This window comes from Paenarthrobacter sp. OM7 (assembly GCF_029873575.1).
In the GTDB taxonomy this organism is placed as follows: Bacteria; Actinomycetota; Actinomycetes; order Actinomycetales; family Micrococcaceae; genus Arthrobacter.
The window spans coordinates 58,886-78,917 of record NZ_CP123579.1 but is presented as its reverse complement, the minus strand read 5'-3'; the positions used below and the strand labels follow the sequence as shown (position 1 = coordinate 78,917).

General features: G+C 63.7%; 19 protein-coding genes. 10 read left to right on the top strand and 9 right to left on the bottom strand.

Annotation, left to right across the window (positions count from 1 at the left end; all coding sequences use genetic code 11):
• The first annotated feature begins 30 nt into the window (after positions 1-30).
• Positions 31-1,092 carry a glutathione S-transferase family protein gene (locus tag QEH68_RS00375; RefSeq protein ID WP_280625385.1) on the top strand — a complete coding sequence of 354 codons (1,062 nt, stop codon included), beginning with the start codon at positions 31-33 and terminating at the stop codon, positions 1,090-1,092.
• 23 nt (positions 1,093-1,115) lie between these two features.
• Here QEH68_RS00375 and QEH68_RS00370 read toward each other — a convergent pair whose 3' ends face one another.
• The gene (locus QEH68_RS00370; RefSeq protein WP_089593110.1) at positions 1,116-2,051 is read right to left on the bottom strand and encodes a carbohydrate kinase; all 936 of its coding nucleotides are present in this window, start codon (positions 2,049-2,051) and stop codon (positions 1,116-1,118) included.
• Positions 2,052-2,091: 40 nt separating this feature from the next.
• Positions 2,092-2,913, bottom strand: coding sequence for an alpha/beta hydrolase (locus QEH68_RS00365; RefSeq protein ID WP_207595636.1), 822 nt, complete (start codon positions 2,911-2,913; stop codon positions 2,092-2,094).
• Positions 2,914-3,023: 110 nt separating this feature from the next.
• Here QEH68_RS00365 and QEH68_RS00360 point away from each other — a divergent pair, with 110 nt between their 5' ends.
• From QEH68_RS00360 to QEH68_RS00350, 3 genes are all read left to right on the top strand, one after another.
• A complete protein-coding gene (locus tag QEH68_RS00360) occupies positions 3,024-4,130 on the top strand; it encodes a RelA/SpoT domain-containing protein (protein ID WP_207595635.1) in 1,107 nt (368 codons plus the stop codon).
• A 22-nt stretch (positions 4,131-4,152) separates the two neighbouring features.
• Positions 4,153-5,649 carry a SulP family inorganic anion transporter gene (locus QEH68_RS00355; RefSeq protein WP_207595634.1) on the top strand — a complete coding sequence of 499 codons (1,497 nt, stop codon included), beginning with the start codon at positions 4,153-4,155 and terminating at the stop codon, positions 5,647-5,649.
• Positions 5,650-5,809: 160 nt separating this feature from the next.
• Positions 5,810-6,805, top strand: a complete 996-nt coding sequence (locus QEH68_RS00350; RefSeq protein ID WP_280625375.1) for a bile acid:sodium symporter family protein — start codon at positions 5,810-5,812, stop codon at positions 6,803-6,805.
• 3 nt (positions 6,806-6,808) lie between these two features.
• Here the strand turns inward: QEH68_RS00350 and QEH68_RS00345 are convergent, their stop codons facing one another.
• Positions 6,809-7,813, bottom strand: a complete 1,005-nt coding sequence (locus tag QEH68_RS00345) for a LacI family DNA-binding transcriptional regulator (RefSeq protein ID WP_207595632.1) — start codon at positions 7,811-7,813, stop codon at positions 6,809-6,811.
• Between the two features lie 129 nt (positions 7,814-7,942).
• On the opposite strand from QEH68_RS00345, the gene QEH68_RS00340 reads away from it, so the two are divergent.
• Positions 7,943-9,196 carry a D-arabinono-1,4-lactone oxidase gene (locus tag QEH68_RS00340; RefSeq protein WP_280625371.1) on the top strand — a complete coding sequence of 418 codons (1,254 nt, stop codon included), beginning with the start codon at positions 7,943-7,945 and terminating at the stop codon, positions 9,194-9,196.
• A 5-nt stretch (positions 9,197-9,201) separates the two neighbouring features.
• Here QEH68_RS00340 and QEH68_RS00335 read toward each other — a convergent pair whose 3' ends face one another.
• The 4 genes from QEH68_RS00335 to QEH68_RS00320 are packed head-to-tail and all read right to left on the bottom strand — an operon-like array spanning position 9,202 to position 14,846.
• A complete protein-coding gene (locus tag QEH68_RS00335) occupies positions 9,202-10,965 on the bottom strand; it encodes a biotin carboxylase N-terminal domain-containing protein (protein WP_280625368.1) in 1,764 nt (587 codons plus the stop codon).
• Between the two features lie 7 nt (positions 10,966-10,972).
• The gene (locus QEH68_RS00330; RefSeq protein WP_280625362.1) at positions 10,973-12,682 is read right to left on the bottom strand and encodes a 5-oxoprolinase/urea amidolyase family protein; all 1,710 of its coding nucleotides are present in this window, start codon (positions 12,680-12,682) and stop codon (positions 10,973-10,975) included.
• Between the two features lie 6 nt (positions 12,683-12,688).
• A complete protein-coding gene (locus tag QEH68_RS00325; RefSeq protein WP_280625360.1) occupies positions 12,689-14,038 on the bottom strand; it encodes an MFS transporter in 1,350 nt (449 codons plus the stop codon).
• 49 nt (positions 14,039-14,087) lie between these two features.
• A complete protein-coding gene (locus QEH68_RS00320) occupies positions 14,088-14,846 on the bottom strand; it encodes a 5-oxoprolinase subunit PxpA (protein ID WP_280625357.1) in 759 nt (252 codons plus the stop codon).
• A 109-nt stretch (positions 14,847-14,955) separates the two neighbouring features.
• Between QEH68_RS00320 and QEH68_RS00315 the strand changes: the two genes are divergently transcribed.
• Positions 14,956-15,654, top strand: a complete 699-nt coding sequence (locus QEH68_RS00315; RefSeq protein ID WP_280625354.1) for a GntR family transcriptional regulator — start codon at positions 14,956-14,958, stop codon at positions 15,652-15,654.
• Here QEH68_RS00315 and QEH68_RS00310 read toward each other — a convergent pair whose 3' ends face one another.
• Positions 15,655-16,380 carry a LysR family transcriptional regulator substrate-binding protein gene (locus tag QEH68_RS00310; protein WP_207595626.1) on the bottom strand — a complete coding sequence of 242 codons (726 nt, stop codon included), beginning with the start codon at positions 16,378-16,380 and terminating at the stop codon, positions 15,655-15,657. It lies immediately after the preceding gene.
• 33 nt (positions 16,381-16,413) lie between these two features.
• Here QEH68_RS00310 and QEH68_RS00305 point away from each other — a divergent pair, with 33 nt between their 5' ends.
• On the top strand, positions 16,414-16,863 hold the full coding sequence (locus QEH68_RS00305) for a DUF5997 family protein (RefSeq protein WP_280625351.1): 450 nt from the start codon (positions 16,414-16,416) through the stop codon (positions 16,861-16,863).
• A gap of 52 nt (positions 16,864-16,915) precedes the next feature.
• On the opposite strand, the gene QEH68_RS00300 is transcribed toward QEH68_RS00305, so the two are convergent.
• Positions 16,916-17,299 (bottom strand): VOC family protein, encoded by a 384-nt coding sequence (locus tag QEH68_RS00300; RefSeq protein ID WP_280625347.1) that lies wholly within the window; start codon positions 17,297-17,299, stop codon positions 16,916-16,918.
• Positions 17,300-17,399: 100 nt separating this feature from the next.
• On the opposite strand from QEH68_RS00300, the gene QEH68_RS00295 reads away from it, so the two are divergent.
• From QEH68_RS00295 to QEH68_RS00285, 3 genes are all read left to right on the top strand, one after another.
• On the top strand, positions 17,400-17,963 hold the full coding sequence (locus QEH68_RS00295) for a hypothetical protein (protein WP_280625343.1): 564 nt from the start codon (positions 17,400-17,402) through the stop codon (positions 17,961-17,963).
• Positions 17,964-18,075: 112 nt separating this feature from the next.
• Complete coding sequence (locus tag QEH68_RS00290; RefSeq protein WP_280625342.1) at positions 18,076-19,194, top strand: iron ABC transporter permease; 1,119 nt, start codon at positions 18,076-18,078, stop codon at positions 19,192-19,194.
• Entirely contained in the window at positions 19,191-20,012 is an 822-nt protein-coding gene (locus QEH68_RS00285) for an ABC transporter ATP-binding protein (RefSeq protein ID WP_207595621.1), read from the top strand. The genes QEH68_RS00290 and QEH68_RS00285 overlap by 4 nt, the downstream gene beginning before the upstream one ends.
• Positions 20,013-20,032: the final 20 nt, after the last annotated feature.

The window sequence follows — 20,032 nt, the reverse complement described above, 5'->3', positions numbered from 1 at the left end:
GGTTCGGTGAGCCCGGCTTAGGCTGAAGCCATGAGTGAGAAGACCAGCGAAGTCGACGAACACAGCACCCGCGGCGCGTACGTCACTGGCAGTGAGTTCAACCGCGATACCAACTACATCGAGGACCGGATCACCCGTGACGGCGCCACCGGACCCAACGGCGAGCCCGGCTGGCCCGTGGAGCCGGGACGCTACCGGTTGATCGCCGCCCGGGCCTGTCCGTGGGCCAACCGCACCGTGATCGTCCGCAGGCTCTTGGGACTTGAGGACGTCATCAGCCTTGGCCAACCCGGTCCCACGCACGACGCCCGATCCTGGACCTTCGATCTGGATCCGGACGGCAAGGACCCGGTACTCGGCATCGAACGCTTGCAGGAGGCATTCTTCCAGCGCTTTCCGGGCTACCCCCGAGGCATCACAGTTCCAGCTTTGGTGGACGTCCCCAGTGGCCAAGTGGTCACCAACAACTTCCCCCAGATCACGCTGGACTTCTCCACGGAGTGGAAGGAGTTCCACCGTCCGGGCGCGCCGCAGCTGTATCCGGAGCACCTTCGCGAGGAAATCGACGCCGTCAACAAGAGAGTCTTCACCGAGGTCAACAACGGGGTCTACAGGTGCGGCTTCGCCGGATCACAGGAAGCCTACGATGCGGCGTACACCCGTCTCTGGAACGCTTTGGACTGGCTTGAGGAACGGCTGACCGGCCAGCGATACCTCGTGGGTGACACCATCACCGAGGCCGACGTCCGGCTGTTCACCACCTTGGCGCGCTTCGATGCCGTCTATCACGGTCATTTCAAGTGCAACCGCAACAAACTCAGCGAAATGCCGGCATTATGGGGCTACGCCCGGGACCTGTTCCAGACGCCGGGCTTCGGCGACACCATCGACTTTGTGCAGATCAAACAGCACTACTACATCGTCCACGAGGACATTAATCCCACGCAGATCGTTCCTGCGGGACCGGACCTATCCGGCTGGCTGAGTCCCCACGGGCGGGAATCCCTGGGAGGAAGTCCGTTCGGGGAAGGCACCCCGCCGGGACCAGTGAAGGCCGGCGAGGAAGTGGCCGCCGGTCACGGGGCCAGCTAGACCCCTATGCTTTCGGCCCGTGGTTACGCCACTCCGTGGTTGAGCTCAGCCCGCGTGGGCGGATTCGCACCTGCCCGCGACACCGTCACGGCGGCCGCACGTGTTGCGTGATCCATGATGGCTGCCAAGGTCTCAGCCGGCATGGCCCTTAAAGCGTCACGATTCTGCGCTCCATCCAGCCCATGGTCAACAATGGCGGACAACAACCCCGCCATGAACGAATCCCCCGCGCCCACAGTGTCCACCACGTTCACAGCTGGTGCGGGAATCTGGGTCTCGCCTGCCCTGGTGATGCCCCACGGACCTCGAGAACCACGTGTCACCACAACCAGGGCCGGACCTCCTGCGCCTCCCAACGTCAGCCATCGGCGCGCGGATTCCGTTGGATCGATGCCGGGGTACAGCCACTCAAGGTCCTCGTCGGAGGCCTTGACGACGTCGGACAGCGCCACGAAGCGTTCGGCTTGCGTCCGCGCGTAATCAACGTCCGTAATGATGCTCGGACGGCAGTTGGGATCGAAGCTGATGGTGCTGCCCGGGTGGGCATGTTCGACGGCGGCAAGCACCTCTGCGGCGCCGGGCTCCAGTGCGGTGGCTATGGAACCTGTGTGCAGCAAGGTGGCGCCCTGCAGCATCAGCGGCAACCTTGCGGCGAGTCCGGGCAATTCCCAGGCGAGGTCAAAGACGTAGGTGGCGGCGCCGTCGTCGTCGATTGTGGCAGTGGCCACGCTGGTGGGCTTCTCGTCCGGCGGAAGCGGCACCATTACGGAGCTTGAGCGGAGGTGGGCCGCCACGGAGTCACCATAGGCGTCCCGGCCATAGCGCCCGATGAACTGCACCGGGTGGTCAAGGCGCGCCAGACCGACGGCTACGTTGAGCGGACTGCCGCCAACGTGCGCCTCGATTCCGGACGAGCGTTGGACCACATCAACAAGAGCTTCACCAATGACTGTCAGCATGGGACAACTCTGCCAGAGGCAAGCCCCTGCGACGTAGAGTTTACGAGAGCAGTCGTTGGACCAGTTCGCGGCACTTCTTGTAGGCGACGGCTTTGGGGTCGATCAGGTCGAAGTGGTCACCGGGAACCCGGAGCAACTGGGCGGCGCTTCCTGCCGCCGTGGCTGCAGCAACGTAGGCCTCGGACTGGCTGGCGGGAACGTCCTCATCGTCCGTGGCATGGACGGCATATACCGGAACATCCAGCGGCAGCGAACTCATGGGGTCCGCGTACTTATGCCGTTTGGGGAATCTATGGGAATCCCCGCCCATGAGGTTGCAGACGGCTCCGTTGCTGAGGTTCAGCTTCTCCGCGGCCGCGAGGTTCAGGAGGCCGGACTGGCTGACGACGCCAGTCAGGTGCACGGCATTGTCCTCCGGGCTGCGCTGGAGTTGGCGGTCGGCGTCAGGCGTTCCGATGTCCGAGAGCCGCTGCCGTCCAGCAGCCCAGACCGCCAAATGGCCGCCGGCCGAGTGACCCAACGCGACCACTTTGCCGAGCTGGAGATTGTGATCACCGGCGATGGTGGCCAAGTGGTCGATGCCGGCCAGGATGTCCTCGAAAGTGTGGGGCCAACCACCGCCGTTGCCGGCCCGCCGATACTCGAGGTTCCAGGCGGTGATGCCGTGCGCTGCGAGGTCCCGTGCAAGGGGCTCGCCAAGCTCCGCGCCGTACTGGGACCGCCAGTAACCGCCGTGGATCACAACGGCGATCCCACCGGCCAGCGCAGGCGCGCCGCGATGGTTTCCGTTGGACGGTTCAGGTATGAAGAGTTCGCCCCATTGGCTGGGGTGTTCGCCGTAGCTGTACTTGTGCCGCAACATTGCGCCCTCCTTTGTACTGAGCCTATCGTGACGATTCACTAGTTTGGCTAGAGGCACCCCGACGGCGAGTGGCTCGGTTCAGTGTCGGACCCGCCCCGTAAGCTGGGGGCATGGCAAGCAATTGGGACAGCCTGGACCAGGATCAGCGCGACGCAGTGGAAGCAAACGTGGCGCTCTATGAGCGTGTCCGCCCTGCCCTGAAGCGGGTCACGCGTGATGTCCTGCTCACCTTGAGGGACATGCTGAATGACGCCGAGGTCACTCCGTTGTTTGTCACAGGACGGACCAAGACAGTGGAGTCCTTTCGGGAAAAGATCTCCCGCACCGATGATCCCTTGGAGCCGGGTGGCCCCCGGTTGTTGAAGTTTCCGGATCCCTTCCGCACGTTGAATGACATGGTGGGCATCCGTGTCATCACCAAGCTACCGGCCGAGAACGCCGCCGTGGCCAACATCATCAAGCGGCAGCGGCAGCTCTTCGATTGCCGCGGAGACCGTGAGAAGGACATCGGCTCCATCGAGTCGGGAACCTACGGATACTCCAGCCGCCACCTCATTCTGCGGACCATCCAGAACGAGGCCGTGAAGGAATACCAGCACGTCTTCAATCCGGACATGCCTGCCAACGGCAGCTACTTCTTCGAATGCCAGATCCGCACCGTTTTTGCCCACGCCTGGAGCGAGATCGAGCACGACATCCGGTTCAAGGCCGAAGACCCGCGTGCGTGGACGCCCCACTTTGACCGCCAGTTCACTGCCACAGCTGCCATGTTGGAAACAGTGGAGAGCGCCTTCGCCGATCTTCACGAGCGGTACGAGGAAGTCCGGGGCTACTGGGACCTGGAGGGTGAGGGCGGCTCGCCGCTGACCCCCAACCGGGTCCGGGACGTCTGGCGTACGCTCCTGCCGCACGTTGACCGTAAAGTTGATGACGACTGGGGATGGGCTGCCGAACTGCTCGCCGCCCACGGGCTCACCAAGACCGTGGAGCTGGCCGGGCTTCTCAGTGCCAACCGGATCACCGAGGTCCGCAAGGCCCTGGACCATCGCTATTCACCCGGCCCCGACCGCCTCCTGGATGACCTCTTGTTGTGGCAGTACGGAACCGAACACATTGATCTCACTGCTGAGGCGCCCGACGCCGTTCCGCACCCGCGGCGCGACAGCCTCCAGCGGCGTCTTAAGCAGATTGAGCGCTACCGCCAGACTGCACTGTAAGAAACCTGCCCTGTAAGGACCCATGACTCCGGAGCAACTCATGTCATTGCGGGCGACTTTTCGCTCGCCCCGCCGGCTGCTGACGGAGTCCCTCGCGGGACTTGTGGTGGCTCTGGCCTTAATCCCGGAAGCCATCGCGTTCTCGGTGATCGCCGGTGTGGATCCTCGTATTGGCTTGTTCGCATCGTTCACCATGGGCGTGGTCACCGCGCTGGTGGGCGGCCGTCCTGCCATGATTTCCGCTGCCACTGGCGCGGTGGCATTGGTGATCGCTCCCGTCATGAAGGAACACGGGCTCGACTACCTGATTGCCACCATCATCCTGGCCGGCGTCTTCCAGATCATCCTGGCGGTGCTCGGCGTGACCAAGTTGATGCGGTTCATCCCTCGGTCCGTGATGATCGGCTTCGTGAACGCGCTGGCCATCTTGGTGTTTATGTCCCAGATGCCAGAGCTCTTCAACGTGCCGTGGATGGTCTACCCGATTGTCGTCGTTGGCCTGGTCATTGTGTTCGGACTGCCCCGCCTGACAACTGCCATTCCGGCTCCCTTGGTGGCTATTGTTGCCATCACCTTGGTCACCGTACTGGGTGGCATCGATGTTCCGACTGTCAGCGATAAGGGTGAACTCCCGGACAGCCTGCCCGGTTTCTTCCTCCCCAACGTTCCCCTGAACCTGGAGACGTTCCAGATCATTGCACCCTTCGCGCTGTCCATGGCATTGGTGGGCCTGCTCGAATCGCTGATGACCGCCAAGCTGGTTGACGACATCACGGACACCCGGTCCAACAAAACCCGCGTCTCCTGGGGACAAGGTGCGGCGAACATCGTCACCGGGTTCCTTGGGGGCCTGGGTGGCTGTGCGGTGATCGGGCAGACCATGATCAACGTCAAGGGCTCCGGCGCCCGGAGCCGGCTCTCGACGTTCCTGGCCGGTGTCTTCCTGTTGGTGCTCGTAGTGGTCCTCGGCGACGTCGTGGGCATGATCCCCATGGCCGCGCTGGTTGCCGTGATGATCTTCGTTTCGCTGATCACCTTCGACTGGCACTCCATCCAGCCCTCAACCCTGAAGCGGCTGCCCAAGTCGGAGACCGCCGTCATGCTGATTACTGTTGCCGCTGTCGTGGCGACCCACAACCTCGCGGTGGGTGTCGGCGTCGGCGTTTTGACTGCCATGGTGCTGTTCGCGCGGCGGGTGGCTCATTTCGCAACGGTGGAGCGGACGGAACTCGAGCTCAACGGCGAAGTTGTTGCCACGTACACCGTGGACGGCGAGCTGTTCTTTGCGTCGTCCAATGATCTGTACACGCAGTTCGACTATGCAAAAGATTCCTCAGAAGGCATAGATCGTGTGATCATCGATCTGCACGGCTCCCACATTTGGGACGCGTCCACTGTTGCCGTGCTGGATTCCGTGACCGAAAAGTACAGGAATCACGGGCGCGAGGTGGAGTTTATCGGGCTCAACGAGGCCAGCATCCGCATGCGCGAGAGATTGGCCGGGAAGCTCAACTCCTGATCCGCCCCTCCCAACTAGGTAACAGCACACGTCCTAATGAGGGCTCAGTGGTGCGTTTACTGTCACCTAGTTGGGTGCGAAACAGCGGTTGTCTGACATATACCCCTGCGTGGATGTAACGAAGTCGTTCGGGTTGGGCGCCGAGTGTGAGCATGGATGAATGCTTGAGGCAACCAATACCCCGTCGACAACCGAACAAGCCGTTGCGCCCGTCAACGCCGCCCTTGCGGCTGAAGCCAAGATTGCGCGCATCGCTGTCACTGTGTTCCCACTCCTGGTGGTTGCAGCAGGAGTCCTCGGCTTCCTGGTTCCGGATCTGTTCAAACCAATGGGCGTCGCGGTTCCCTACCTGCTGGGCGTCATCATGTTCTGCATGGGGCTCACGCTCACCCCGCCGGACTTTGCCTCGGTGGCCCGGCGTCCATGGGCCGTTGCCCTTGGCATTGTGGCGCACTACGTGATCATGCCCGGCGCCGGATGGCTCATCGCCGTCCTTCTGCAGTTGCCGCCGGAACTGGCCGTCGGGCTGATCCTGGTGGGTTGCGCACCTTCGGGTACCGCTTCGAACGTCATGGCGTTCCTGGCCAAGGGCGATGTTGCCCTTTCCGTAGCCGTCGCCTCGGTTTCCACGCTGATCGCGCCCATCGTGACCCCTGCCCTGACACTTTTCCTGGCCGGATCTTTCCTGCACATCGAAGCGGGTGCCATGGTGATGGACATCGTGAAGACGGTGCTGCTGCCGGTCATCGCTGGCCTGCTGGCCCGCCTCTTCCTCTCGAAGCTCGTCGCAAAGGTTCTTCCCGCACTGCCGTGGGCGTCCGCCGTCGTGATTTCGCTGATCGTAGCCATTGTCGTTGCGGGAAGTGCCAGCAAGATCGTGGCTGCAGGCGCGATCGTTTTCCTGGCAGTCGTTCTCCACAACGGTTTCGGTCTGGGCTTGGGTTACCTCGCGGGCAAGGTCGGCCGGCTGGACGACAAGGCACGCCGCGCCCTCGCGTTTGAGGTTGGCATGCAGAACTCCGGACTGGCCGCCACGCTGGCCACAGCGCATTTCAGCCCCTTGGCCGCACTGCCGTCGGCCGTGTTCTCGGTGTGGCACAACATCTCGGGGGCAATTGTGGCTGCCTGGCTGGCGCGCCGCCCACTGAAGGACTAGCTCCTAGGGCTGCGTGGTGCCTCGATGGTGCAACTTCCATGGCGAAGCAATCCGGATTCCCTCCGCTGGCGTCACACCCGCCAAGCGATCAAGCAACATCCTGACCACCTGCTCAAAAATAGGGTCCGGACCAACAGTGGTCAGGGCCGGGTCGTACTCCTGGCCCTCAGTGGAGTTTCCTACGCCAACAATCTGGATATCCTCAGGGACCCGCAGGCCCAGGCGGTACGCGGCACGGATGGCTTGCAGCGCTTCCATGTCGTCCGTGCAGAAGATGGCCGTGGGCCTGTCCGGCAGTTGGAGTAGTTCCACCGCTGACCGATACGCGGTGGCAGGGTGGTGCTGCGACGTCCTGACCAAGGACTCATCCAGGGGTATGCGAGCCTTCTCCAACCCGGCAGCATAGGCGGCAAAGCGGCTCTTGGGCCGTCCAGCTGGGTCTGCCCTGCGGATGCACGCGATTCTGCGGTGGGATCTGGTGAGGAATTCCATGCACTCCGCGAGCCCTTCATCGGATTCGGGGGCCAGGACATCAAACCCGGCGGGCTTCATGGTTCCGGAGATCACTACTTGGGCGACGCCGCGGCGAGCCAGTTCGGTGACGGTTTCGTCGTCTGCCTTGGCCTCGGGGAAGTAGCCGATGATGACACCATCGGCGCCCCCGGACATCATGAACTTCCGCCAATCGTCGCCCAGCAGGATCACCGGTTGGTACCCACGCTCCGGGAGGATCCGGGCCGCCGCCGTGGCGAGGGCGCGGTCCCATGGCCAATCGAGGTTCCCGATAGCCACCGCCACCACGTCCGTCTTCCCCCGACGCATGCCTCGCGCGGCCTGATTGGGCACGTAACCGAGCTCCTTCACGGCCGCCAACACCCGGTCCTGTGTGGGTTGGCTGATCCGCGTTGTCCCGCCGTGACGGCCGGAAAGCACGTAGGACACAGTGGTCAGCGATACGTCAGCCGCCTTCGCAACGTCCCGGATGGTGGGCTTGGATCCCTGGCTCACGTGCAGCTCCTGGTAGACAGCGGGTTTCTTGAACTCTATCGGCAAGGGCTGGACACCCCTTGACTCAACTATTTGTGAACGTTAACAATTTATGGACGTCCGTATAACGCCAGATGGGAAGATCCTTCAATGAAGAACTGGGCAGGAAACCTCGAATACTCCTCCGCGGAAGTCCACCGCCCCACCTCGGTGGCTGAACTGCAGGAGCTCGTGGCGAACGCAACCAAGATCAAGGCCCTCGGCTCCAGGCACTCCTTCAACACAGTGGCCGACACGGACGGGACCCACATCCTCCTCGACGCCCTCCCCCAGGAAGTTTTGCTGGACGTCGCGAAGGGCACGGTCAAGGTCAGCGGCGGCATCAGCTACGGCGCCCTGGGTCGCGCGCTCGAGGAGCAGGGCTACGCCATCCACAATCTTGCTTCGCTCCCCCACATCTCCGTCGCCGGCGCCATCCAAACCGGCACGCACGGTAGTGGGGTCAACAACCCCTCGCTGGCTGCCGCCGTCGTGGGTGTTGACCTGGTGCGCGCCTCCGGCGAGCTGGTGACACTGACAGCGGACGACGACGAATTCCCCGCCAGCGTGGTGGGCGTGGGAGCCCTTGGCATCGTCACGGGACTTGAGCTGGCAGTCCGCCCGAGCTACGAGGTCCGGCAGCGTGTGCTCACCGGGTTGTCGTGGGAAGGTGCCTTGGCGAACTTCCAGGCCATCGCATCCAGCGCCTACAGCGTCAGCTTCTTCACGGATTACGCCGGAGACACCATCCCGCAGGTCTGGCTCAAAGCACTCGACTCCGAGGCTCCCCTGCCGGACCTCTTTGGAGCAACAGCGGCGACCGCGGCCATGCACCCCCTGCCGGACATGTCGGCCGAAAACTGCACCGAGCAGCTGGATGTCGCTGGAAAATGGCTGGACCGCTTGCCGCATTTCCGCCACGAATTCACACCGAGCAACGGTGAGGAGCTGCAGAGCGAGTTCCTTCTGCCGCTGGACCAGGCGCCTGCTGCCTTGCAGGCAGTCCGCGCGCTTGCAGGCAAGCTGGCGCCGCTCCTGTTCATCTCGGAAATCCGCACCATTGCCGCTGACGAGTTCTGGCTCAGCCCGTTCTATCAGCAGCAAAGTGTGGCGCTGCACTTCACGTGGAAGCCCCTCCAGTCTGACGTGGAAGCAGTGCTCCCGGAGCTTGAGGAAGCCCTGCGTCCGTTCGGGGCACGGCCGCACTGGGGCAAACTCTTCACGCCCGGGCAGTACGACTTCGCAGCGCTCTACCCGCGGTTCGAAGACTTCCGCGCCTTGGTTCAGGCGAACGACCCCACTGGCAAGTTCCGCAATAGCTTGCTGGACAGCGTGCTGGGCATATCAGCGGCGGCACACGCCTAGCGGAGCTACTGGATGTGGGCCAGCACGGCGCCAGCGGTGACAACTCCGCCCGGTGCGGACAGGACCTCGGAGAGCGTACCAGTCCGGTGGGCGGGAACTTGGGTTTCCATCTTCATGGCTTCAAGGACCACCAAGGGGTCACCCGCGGCGACTTCTTCACCGGGTTCCACCAGCCACTTCACTACTGTGCCGGCCATGCTGGAGACGAGCGCGGATTCGGCTGGCGAGTCCCCGGTACCGGCGGCAGAACCCGGCCAACCCGTCACGTCTGGCGCGGCAGGAAGGCCCTGCCCTGATCGGGCCCAGCCGTCCAGCAGGTCAGCCGGTAGTCCCACGGCGAGGCGTCTTCCGTCCACATCGATGGTGATGGTTCTGCGCGCACCTTCCGTGGCCACCACGTTGTACTCGGGATCCACCGGGATCTGGTCCGCGAAGTCGGTTTCGATCCATCGGGTGTGGACCCGCATTCCGGCAATGGACGTGAAGTCTTCGGATTCCAGAACCGCGCGGTGGAACGGCAGAACGGTGGGGAGGCCGGTGATGTTGATTTCGGCAAGGGCCCGGCGTGCGCGGCGGAGTGCCTGCTGGCGATCAGCTCCGCTCACGATCAACTTGGCCAGCAGGGAGTCGAACTGTGGCGCCACGAAGGAACCGGACCGGACACCGGTATCCATTCGGATGCCGGGTCCCGTCGGGGCTTCGAACAACGCAACGGTGCCCGGCGACGGAAGGAACCCGCGCCCGACATCCTCTGCGTTGATGCGGAACTCGAAGGAGTGTCCACGGGCAACGGGGTCCTCCGTGATGCTCAGCGGCAGTCCGGCAGCAATGCGGAATTGCTCCTGGACAAGGTCAATCCCCGCAGTCTCTTCCGTAATGGGGTGCTCGACCTGAAGGCGGGTGTTGACCTCCAGGAAAGCCACGGCCCCGTCAGCTGAGACCAGGAATTCCACTGTCCCGGCACCGTAGTAGCCTGCTTCGCGGACAATGGCCTTGGAGCCCTCGTAGATTTGCTTTCGCTGTTCGTCGCTCAGGAAAGGCGCCGGAGCTTCTTCCACGAGTTTCTGGTGGCGTCGCTGCAGGGAGCAGTCGCGGGTTCCCACCACCACCACGTTGCCGTGGATGTCTGCGATGACCTGCGCCTCCACGTGCCGGGGCCGGTCGAGGTACTGCTCCACGAAGCACTCGCCGCGACCGAATGCAGCCACTGCTTCACGCACTGCGGAGTCGAAGGCTTCCTCTACTTCGGCAAGCTCACGAACCACTTTCAGGCCGCGGCCACCGCCGCCGAAGGCCGCCTTGATCGCAAGGGGGAGTCCGTGTTCCTCGGCGAAAGCGCGGGCCTCTGCCGCAGACGACACCGGGCCGTCGCTGCCGGCCACCAAAGGTGCACCGGCGCGGACGGCGATATCGCGCGCCGTGATCTTGTTGCCCAGCTGGCGAATCGACTCCGGCGACGGGCCGATCCACTTGAGTCCGGCGTCGAGCACTGCTTGTGCAAAGTCAGCGTTCTCGGACAGGAAACCGTAACCGGGATGGACGGCGTCAGCGCCGGATTCCTCGGCAACATGCAGTAGCTTCCCAATGTTCAGGTAGGTATCAGCCGGCGAGTTGCCGCGCAGGCTGTAGGCTTCGTCGGCAGCACCAACGTGCATGGCATCTGCGTCGATGTCTGCATAGACGGCGACTGACTGGATGCCGGCGTCGTCGCAGGCTCGGGCGATGCGGACTGCGATTTCGCCGCGGTTCGCGATCAGGACCTTGCGCATCAAATACTCAATTCTCTGGGGTCTTGGTAAACGTCGTGGTGAAGTCCGGCGCATCCGGAACGAGGCGGAAACGGATCCGTCCGCCGATGGGAACCTGGGCAGCGAGGTCGAGGTGTTCGTCACGCACCACGCCAATCACCGGATAGCCGCCTGTGATGGGGTGATCCGCCAGGAAGAGGACGGGCAGCCCCGCGGGCGGAACCTGAAGGGCGCCGGCCATGGTGCCCTCGCTGGGGAGCTCGCCCTCACGGGTGCGCCGCAACGGGGTTCCGTCCAGGCGCATGCCCACGCGGTTGGACTGCGGCGTGACCAGCCAGTCCTGGCCGCAGAGGGAATCAAGCGCTTCCTGGTCGAACCAGTCGGCACGTGGTCCGGGAACGACGTCAAGTACCGTGACGCCATGGCCGGGGAGGCCGGGGAAATCCGGTTGGAGCTCTGGGCTTCCCACGGCTGTGGATGCGGTGTCTTCACCAGCCGGAAGCTCCTGGCCGACTGCCAAAGGCGCAGGACCAATCCCGGACATCGTGTCAGCGGACCGGCTGCCCAGAACCTCAGGGACATCAACGCCGCCACGGATCGCCACATAGTTTCGGAATCCCGACTCGGGAGCCCCCACGGTGAGCACTTCGCCGTCGAGCAGTGCGAAGGGCGCGGCCATGGGGACGGTCCGCTGAGAGCCGGGCTGGACGTAGCCGTCGTCGTCGGATCCTTCAGAATCAACCCACGACGGCGACTCGATGGTCAGCGTCGTCGGCGCACCCGCCACGGCAATCACTTGGTCGCCGATTGCTTCCACCGTGAGGCCGCCGTTGACGCTCTCAATGGCCGCAGCCGACGAAGCGTTCCCCACCAGCCGGTTGGCGCGGCGCAGCGATGCCCGGTCCAAAGCCCCGGCAGCAGACACTCCCAGCGGACCGAAGCCCCGGCGGCCGAGGTCCTGGACAAGGCTCTGCGGCCCTGGATTCAGTATCCGAAGACCGGACTCAGTGTGGCGCTCCTTGTCGGAGCCGCCGGCCGGGGAGTCGCCGGCTGAGGTATTCCCTGCCGAGTGTGCGCCGGCTGTCACAACCTCGCGGACGGCCTTGTAATGCACACGGTCACCGGGGCGGACCAAGGCAGGCTGTGCACGGTCAAGGTCCCACATCCGCGCACCGGTCCGGCCAATCAGCTGCCAACCGCCTGGTGAACTGCGGGGATAAACGGCCGAGTATTGGCCACCAAGGGCTACAGATCCAGCGGGGACAGCTGTCCTCGGGGAAGAGCGGCGGGGAACCGTGAGTGCTTCATTCTCGCCCACCATGTAGCCGAAACCTGGTGCGAAGCCTGCGAAGGCAACGGTCCAGATCTGGCCGGTATGGGCGGCTATGACGCCGTCCACGCTCAGGCCGGTGAGCTCCGCGACGTCGGCGAGGTCGTCGCCGTCGTATACGGTCTCGATGACCACCAGCCCGGAGTCGGTGACTTCCGGAGCCGTGATTTCCAGCTCGAGCAACCGGGTGCCGATGGCGCGGGTGGCCGCTGCGGACTCGCCCACCACCATGACAGTTTCGGCGGCGGCAAGAACGTCCACTTGTCCCTGCAGCGGGGACTTGTTGAGCATGTCCTGCAGGGCCAAGACGTCCTGCAGCCCATCCAGTTCAGCGAGCACGGCACGGGTACCGACAGGCCTGACAGAACGAACCCTTTTTGCGGTGGCTGTGTGCATCACGGTTTCCATTTTTCGCTACGACGCCGGCTGAGCGTGCGTCCCCTGCATCAAACGGACGTCTTCTTCCGGTTTGGGGTCGCGACCGAGGAGCATGCCAACAATCGTCACAACAGAAGCGACGAGGATGTAAACAGCGATCAAATACCAGCCGCCACCTGCTGCTCCGTAGAGAGCGGTGAAGATGATGGGTGCAACCGCCCCACCGATCACACCGGCCAAGGTGTACGCCAGCGAGCTGCCGGCGTAACGGAGACGGGCCGGGAACTGTTCGGTGATGAAGGCCGCCTGAGGTCCGTACATGAAGGCGTGGAGGGCCAGGCCGATGACCGTACCGACGGTCAACATGGCTACTGACTTGCCTTGGATCATCAGGAAGAACAGCGGGATATAGGCTGCGGTCGCAGCTGCAGCGATGCCGTAGACCCAGCGTCGGTTGAAGCGGTCCGTCAACGCGCCGGCCAACGGGATCAGGAAGAGCTGGAAGGCGGAGCCGATCAGGATGGCGGACAGGACGTTGCCCGTTGTCATGCCCAGTTCCTTGGTGGCGTAAACGGCGACGAACACCGTGAACAGCGCGTAAAGGATGTCAGGGCAAACTCGGGACAGGGCTGCGGCGACCAGTGCCTTGGGCTGCGTGGTGAAGACTTCCTTGATAGGAGCCTTGGGACGATCACCGTGGGCCTGGATGGCCTTGAACACCGGAGTTTCTTCGAGCTTGAGTCGGATGACCAGGCCGAACACCACCAGCAACGCGGAGGCAAGGAAGGCTACGCGCCAGCCCCAGGAGAGGAAGGCCTCTTCGCTCAGCGAGGCGGCCAGGATGGCAAGGACACCGTTGGCCATGAGGTTACCGGCAGGCGGGCCGATCTGTGCTGCGGAAGACCAGAAACCCCGCTTATTGGGATCGCCGAATTCGCTGGAGAGCAGTACAGCCCCGCCCCATTCGCCGCCAACGCCAATGCCCTGCGCCAGGCGCAGCAGGACGAGAATGGTGGGAGCCGCGACGCCAATCACCGAGTAGTCGGGCAATGCGCCGATCAGGACAGTTGCGACACCGATCAGGACGAGCGTGAAGACCAGGACGTACTTGCGGCCGATCTTGTCGCCCAGTCGGCCGAAGATGACGCCGCCAATGGGTCGGGCCAGGTAGCCAACTGCGAAGGCCGAGAACGAGAGCAGCAACGCGACAAATTCGTCATTGCCGGGGAAGAAGATCTTGGGGAACACGAGGGCCGAAGCCACCGAGTAGATGGCGAAGTCGTAGTACTCAAGCGAGGTGCCGGTGAGGCTGGCGACGTACGCCTTGATGGCGCCGGCCGGTGGCTTCCTTGTCACGGCCTTGGCTGCCTTGTTGGTGCTGGTCATGGTTTCCTCCGGGGGTGAGGGATGTAGTGCTGGGCCTGAATGGAACGGATTAGAGGAACGAGCCGACGGTGACGCCGGCCTCGCCCAAAGCGGACTTCACTGCGGTGGCCATTGCAACGGCCCCCGGCGAGTCACCATGCACGCAAATGCTTTCTGCGCGGATTTTCAGGATGGAACCATCAATGGTCTTGACGGATTGTTCGGTGGCCATGCGAAGGACGTGCTCTGCCACTTCAGCCGGATCATGGAGAACGGCGCCCGCCTGTGAGCGGGAAACCAGTGTTCCATCCGGGTTGTAGGCACGGTCGGCAAAAGCCTCGGCGACGCCTCGAAGGCCTGCTTCTTCGGCGAGACGCAGTACTTCGGAGCCCGGGAGGCCGAGAATCGGGAGGTTGGGGTCCACCGATTTCACAGCTTCGACGACGGCACGGGCCTGGGCCGTGTGCTTCACGATCGCGTTGTAGAGGCCACCATGGGGCTTCACGTACTGGACGCGTGCACCGGCGGTGGCCGCCAGAGCCTGCAGGGCACCAATCTGGTACACCACATCATCCGCCAGTTCCCTGGGGTGGATGTCCATGAAGCGGCGACCGAATCCAGCGAGGTCGCGGTAACCAACATGGGCGCCGATGACGACGCCGGCCTTCGCCGCCTTTTCGCAGGTGCTGCGGATGACGCTGGGGTCCCCAGCGTGGAATCCACAGGCAACGTTTGCACTGGAGACCGACTCGAACATGGCTGCGTCATCGCCGAGTGTCCAGCGCCCGAAAGACTCTCCGACGTCGCTGTTCATGTCGATGATTGCCATGATGTGATCCCTGCCTCGTGATGTGCGTTACATCTAGAATGCCTCAATCTGTTGGATTGTTCAACAATCCAGCGATCCCAGTTTTGGGCAATCGTGTAATTTTGGTGTCATGGCCAGTGCAGATCAGGAAAAAGACGGAACCGCTGGCCTTGTCAGCGCGCGGGCCCGGGTCCGCATGAGAGTTCCTTCCGTTGCCGAAAGAGTCGCCGAAGAGCTGCGCTACCAGCTGGCCGAAGGTTTCCTGGTCCCGGGGGCCAAGCTGACCGAAGCCACCATTGCCGAGGATCTGGGCGTCTCCCGGAACACGGTCCGCGAAGCATTCGCTGAGCTGGCCGGTGAACGGCTGCTCCTCCGCCAGCCCAATAAGGGCGTTTTTGTTGCCACCCTTGAAGCAGGCGACATTCACGACGTTTACACGGTTCGCCGTGCGATTGAGGTCAGTTCCATCCGGGCGGGCGGTTCACCGGAACGCATCGCCGCCGTCAGGGCCGCCGTCGACGAGGGGAAGCGGGCAGCGGCAGCCAAGGACAACGAAGGCTTGGGAAGTGCCAACCAGCATTTCCACGGCGCGATTGTTGCCCTCGCCGAGAGCAACCGGCTGAACACGATCATGGCCCAGATTCTGGCCGAGATGCGCCTTTACTTCCACAAGGCCACCCTGAATGCGCACTTCTACAGCGACTGGCTCACAGAAAACGAGCGCATCTGTTCAGCGCTGGAGGCTGGAGAGCTGGAACGGGCCGGCGACCTTCTTCTGGCCTATCTCAACCGTTCAGAGCAGCAACAGACCGCAATTCACGGCGCGTAGCTAGCGCTTGCCCTTCTTGCGCGAACCTTTGCCCCGGCCCTTGTCAGGATTCGGGGCGTAACGCTGCGCGACTGCAGGCTTCCTGGGGCCTCCCCCGCGGCGGTCGGGCTTGGGTTCCTTCTTGGGCTTCTCCTGCTGGGCCGAGGGTTGGCGTGAACTCTGCGCGGTCCGCCCACGCACAATTCCAATGAACTCCTCGATCACGGGACTGTCGGTTCCAACCAGCCAAGCCAGGCCGATCTGCGTCCCGGGAGCGCCGGTCAGGCGGCGCATGACGGTGTCCTTGGCATTCAAGTGCCGTGCAACTGACATTGGCAGGATCGCCAGCCCAGCACCGGACGCGACAACCTGGAGGGCCATGTCCGGCCCGCCCATTTCCTCAATGTCGAGGAAGTTCTCGTCGGAAAGATCTTCAAGGGCCACCTCTTCGAACACGGAGATCTCGTGCCCCTTGGGAGCGACCACCACTGGCTGCTCTTCATAAAGAGGGATGACGTTCAGGCCTTCACGGTCCACAGGCAACCGAACAAAGCTCAGGTCAGCGGAACCGTCATGCAACACCGAAACCTGCGCGTCGTCGTCGGACATGAACGAGTGCAACGGAAAGTTGGGCATGCGCTCTTCCCACCGTCGGATCCATTTCCCAGGGGTCACACCCGCAACGTAGGCGAAGCGGAGGCCGGCAAGGGGCCCGGTTGTTTCGGCGGAATCTTCAGCGTCTGGCACACACTCACAGTACCGGCCAGATACCCTTGAAGCATGACGTCCTCGAACTCCCAGTCCATGAAGCCGGCAACAGTTGCCAAGAAACTCGGCATCTACCTGCCCGCTACACCCCAAGAGTTCCAGGATTCGTCCATCACCCGTGACGAATTCGCCGAACTCCAGGCCAATCCCCCGGAATGGCTCGCCGAACTTCGCCGGAACGGCCCGCACCCCCGCCCGGTCGTCGCGCAGAAGCTGAACGTCTCCATCAGCGGCCTCGCCCGCGGCGGCGTTGAAGATGCGCTCACGACGGCGGAAATCACCGAGCTGCTGCAGGCTCCGCCGCAGTGGCTGGTCACCGAGCGCGCCACCCACGCTGCCGTCCGCTCCGAAGCCCAGCGGGTCAAGGACGAAGCCGCCAAGAAGGCCGCCACCAAGGAAGCCCGGGACAACGCCGCCGCAAAGCGCGACGCCCCGAAGACCTCCAAGCGCGACCACGCTTAAGTCTGTCTGAGCTGTGGCCGGGACCAATGGTCCCGGCCACAACTGTTTAAGCTCAGTCTTGGTGAAGCTGAATGAAGTTGCCGCACCCGTCGTCGAAAACCGCACTGACGCCTGAGGGATCCTCGGTGGGCTCGCCTTGGAACGTTACGCCGGCGGCAAGCAGACGCTCATATTCCGCCTGGACATCAGGCACCCCGAACGTAATGGCCGCCAGCCCGGACTCGTGCAGGGCGTTCATGTAGTTCGAGGCGATGGGGTTGTCACTGGGTTCCAACAGAAGCCCGGGTGAATTGCTGTTGTCCGCTCCGGGATCCTTGATGATGAAGAGGTTGTACTCGGGCATGGCCATCAAGGTCTCGAAACCCAGCGTCTCCGTGTAGAAGGCATGGGCTGCTGCCGGGTCTTTGACGTGGATGCTGCACATTTTCAGTCTCATGGTGCCTAGGCTACGCCCCGGGGCAACATGACCCCTCGCGCCAACGCGGGCACTGCCGCATACTGAAGGCAAAGCAGCGAATTCGCCTGGAGGTGGTCCGATGCCCGCCATGATGCTCCTGTGGGGTGTTGCTCTGGTTCTCGCAACCGCAGCAACCACGTATGTCCTGCACAGGAAACTGACCTACGGCCGCGGCGCGGAGCCGGACGGGCTTTTTTGGGACGTGTTCGGCGGGCTCGTCGTGGTGGCGCCCGCCATCTTGGTCCCCGCGGTGCAATGGCCGCCGGCAGGGCTCATCATGATTTCCATCGGCCTCGCCACGGCGGCAGCAACCTTGGTCAGCATCCGCAAAGTGGAACGGATCCACGCCGCCGAGCCCCGCCGTCGTGCCGGCTTTGCCGACGACGCCGCCCGCCACGAGTACGTCCTGGAGCAGTGGAGCCGGTATGAACTGGACCCCGCACGCACCATCGATTTCCCCGCCATGACGGACGTGAGGTCAGCGGAGACTGCTGCGCTCACCCGGGCCATGCGGGAGGCCGAATACTGCAAGGTGACGGCTGGAACTGACTACCGGGCCGCCGTCGAACGCCTCGCAGAGGCGCTCGAAGAAGCTGAGCGCGCTGCAGGGGTCCCCGCTGCCGGAGTGCCCGCGCCGAGGTAACACTCAACAGCAATCCCACCCGACAACACGGGCACTGAGTACCAACCCGGCAATCACATATATGCGAATCATTCTCATTTAAGATAGTGTCAGGGCGTGATTGGACTCCTCCATGACCGCTGACCTCGAACGCCCAGTCAGCGGCAACCGCCCCACCCCATCAGCCGGCCCCGCCCGCCCACGCAGGTCAGTGCTTGAACGGTTGCTGACACCAATGCTGGTGCTCGGAATCGTTGTGCTTCTGGTGGTTTCGGGCAGCACCGGGCCGCTGCAAACAACGTTTTTGGAATCGCTGCGGATCATGGCCGGGCACCTGATCCCTGGCCTGCCATGGATGTCGGACGGCTCGCTCACCGTGTCCCAGGACCAAGCCGTGTGGAGCTTCCGGCTCCCCCGGGCGCTCCTGGCCGGCATTGCCGGGGCCAGCCTCGCGCTGGCCGGAGCCCTGCTCCAGGCGAACGTCCGCAACCCACTCGCCGAGCCTTACATTCTGGGTGTTTCAGCCGGGGCGGGAGTGGGAGCCGTTCTGGCCATCGTGGCAGGCTCGACGGCGGTGGGCGGGCTGGGCTTGAACGCGTCGGCATTCGCGGGAGCTGCGGCGGCGACGGCCCTGGTGTACTTGCTCGCGAAACAGGATGGTGTGATTGCACCCTCCCGGCTCATCCTGGCAGGCGTGGCGTTGGGCTCACTCCTCTCCGCGATCACCAACTTCCTGACCATCACCACCGACGCCCAGAACGTCTACAGTGTGCTGTTTTTCCTGTTGGGCAGCGTTTCCGCAGCCACCTATCCGCAACTGCTGCTGCCGGGCGTGGCACTCGTGGCCATCAGCGTCTTCGCGATGTTCCGATCCCGAGCGCTGAACGCCTTCCTGGCCGGCGACGAAACGGCCACGGCCCTGGGCGTCAACGTGGAATCGCTGCGCCGGACCCTCTTGCTGGCCACGGCATTACTGACTGCCACCACGGTTGCCGTGTGCGGCGGCATCGGATTTGTTGGCTTGGTGGTGCCGCACGCCGCGCGCATGCTGGTGGGCTCCGATCACCGCCGCATGCTGCCCGTCACCATCTTTGGCGGGGCTCTTTTCCTCATGCTCACTGACCTGCTGGCCCGCACGGTGGCGCAGCCGGCCGAGATTCCCTTGGGCATCCTCACCGCTGCCGTCGGAGCGCCCTTCTTCCTGTGGCTCATGCGCGGCAACGGCGCTGTACGGGGTGGCATCAAACGATGAAGGTGGAATTCCTCAACGTCAGCATCGCCCTTGGGGGCACTCCGGTGGTTCACGACGTCACTTTTACTGCACCCAGCGGCTCCGTGGTTGGCATTCTGGGGCCCAACGGATGCGGCAAATCCACTCTTTTGCGTGCCCTGTACCGGGTGAACAAACCCACCTCGGGGACCGTCACCATAGGCGGCCGGGATGTTCGCGCCCTTACCTCCCGGCAGGCCGCGCTCCGCGTGGCCGTGATGGCCCAGGAATCCAGTCAGGACTTTCCCATGACGGCCCGCGAGGTTGTGATGCTGGGCCGCGCCCCGCATCAGCGCGGGTTTGGTGCGGATTCAGACCGGGATCACCACCTCGTCCACCAAGCAATGCTCGACGTCGGAGCCTCCTCCCTGACGGACCGCTACTTTGCGGGGTTGTCCGGCGGGGAAAAGCAGCGGGTCCTCCTGGCGCGGGCGCTCGTTCAGGAAGCACCGGTCCTGGTCCTGGACGAACCTACCAACCACCTCGATGTCGCCTTCCAACTGGAGCTCATGCATCTGGTCACTTCGCGGGGAAGGACCGTGCTGGCCGCCCTGCATGACATGAACCTGGCGGCTGAATTCTGTGACCAGGTGGCAGTGCTGCAGTCCGGGCGGCTGCAGGCTTTCGGTCCGCCGTCAACGCTGCTGGACCCCCAACTGGTCCGCCGCTGCTTCGGTGTTGAATCCCGGACGCTGGAGCATCCTTTGACCGGGCGGGCGCTGATCGCCATTGCAGCGAAGACGCCGGAACAGACGCCCCCACCCAGCCAGGATGCGGACTTCTCCGCCGCCCGCCATTGAACGTACCCATCACCCGATAC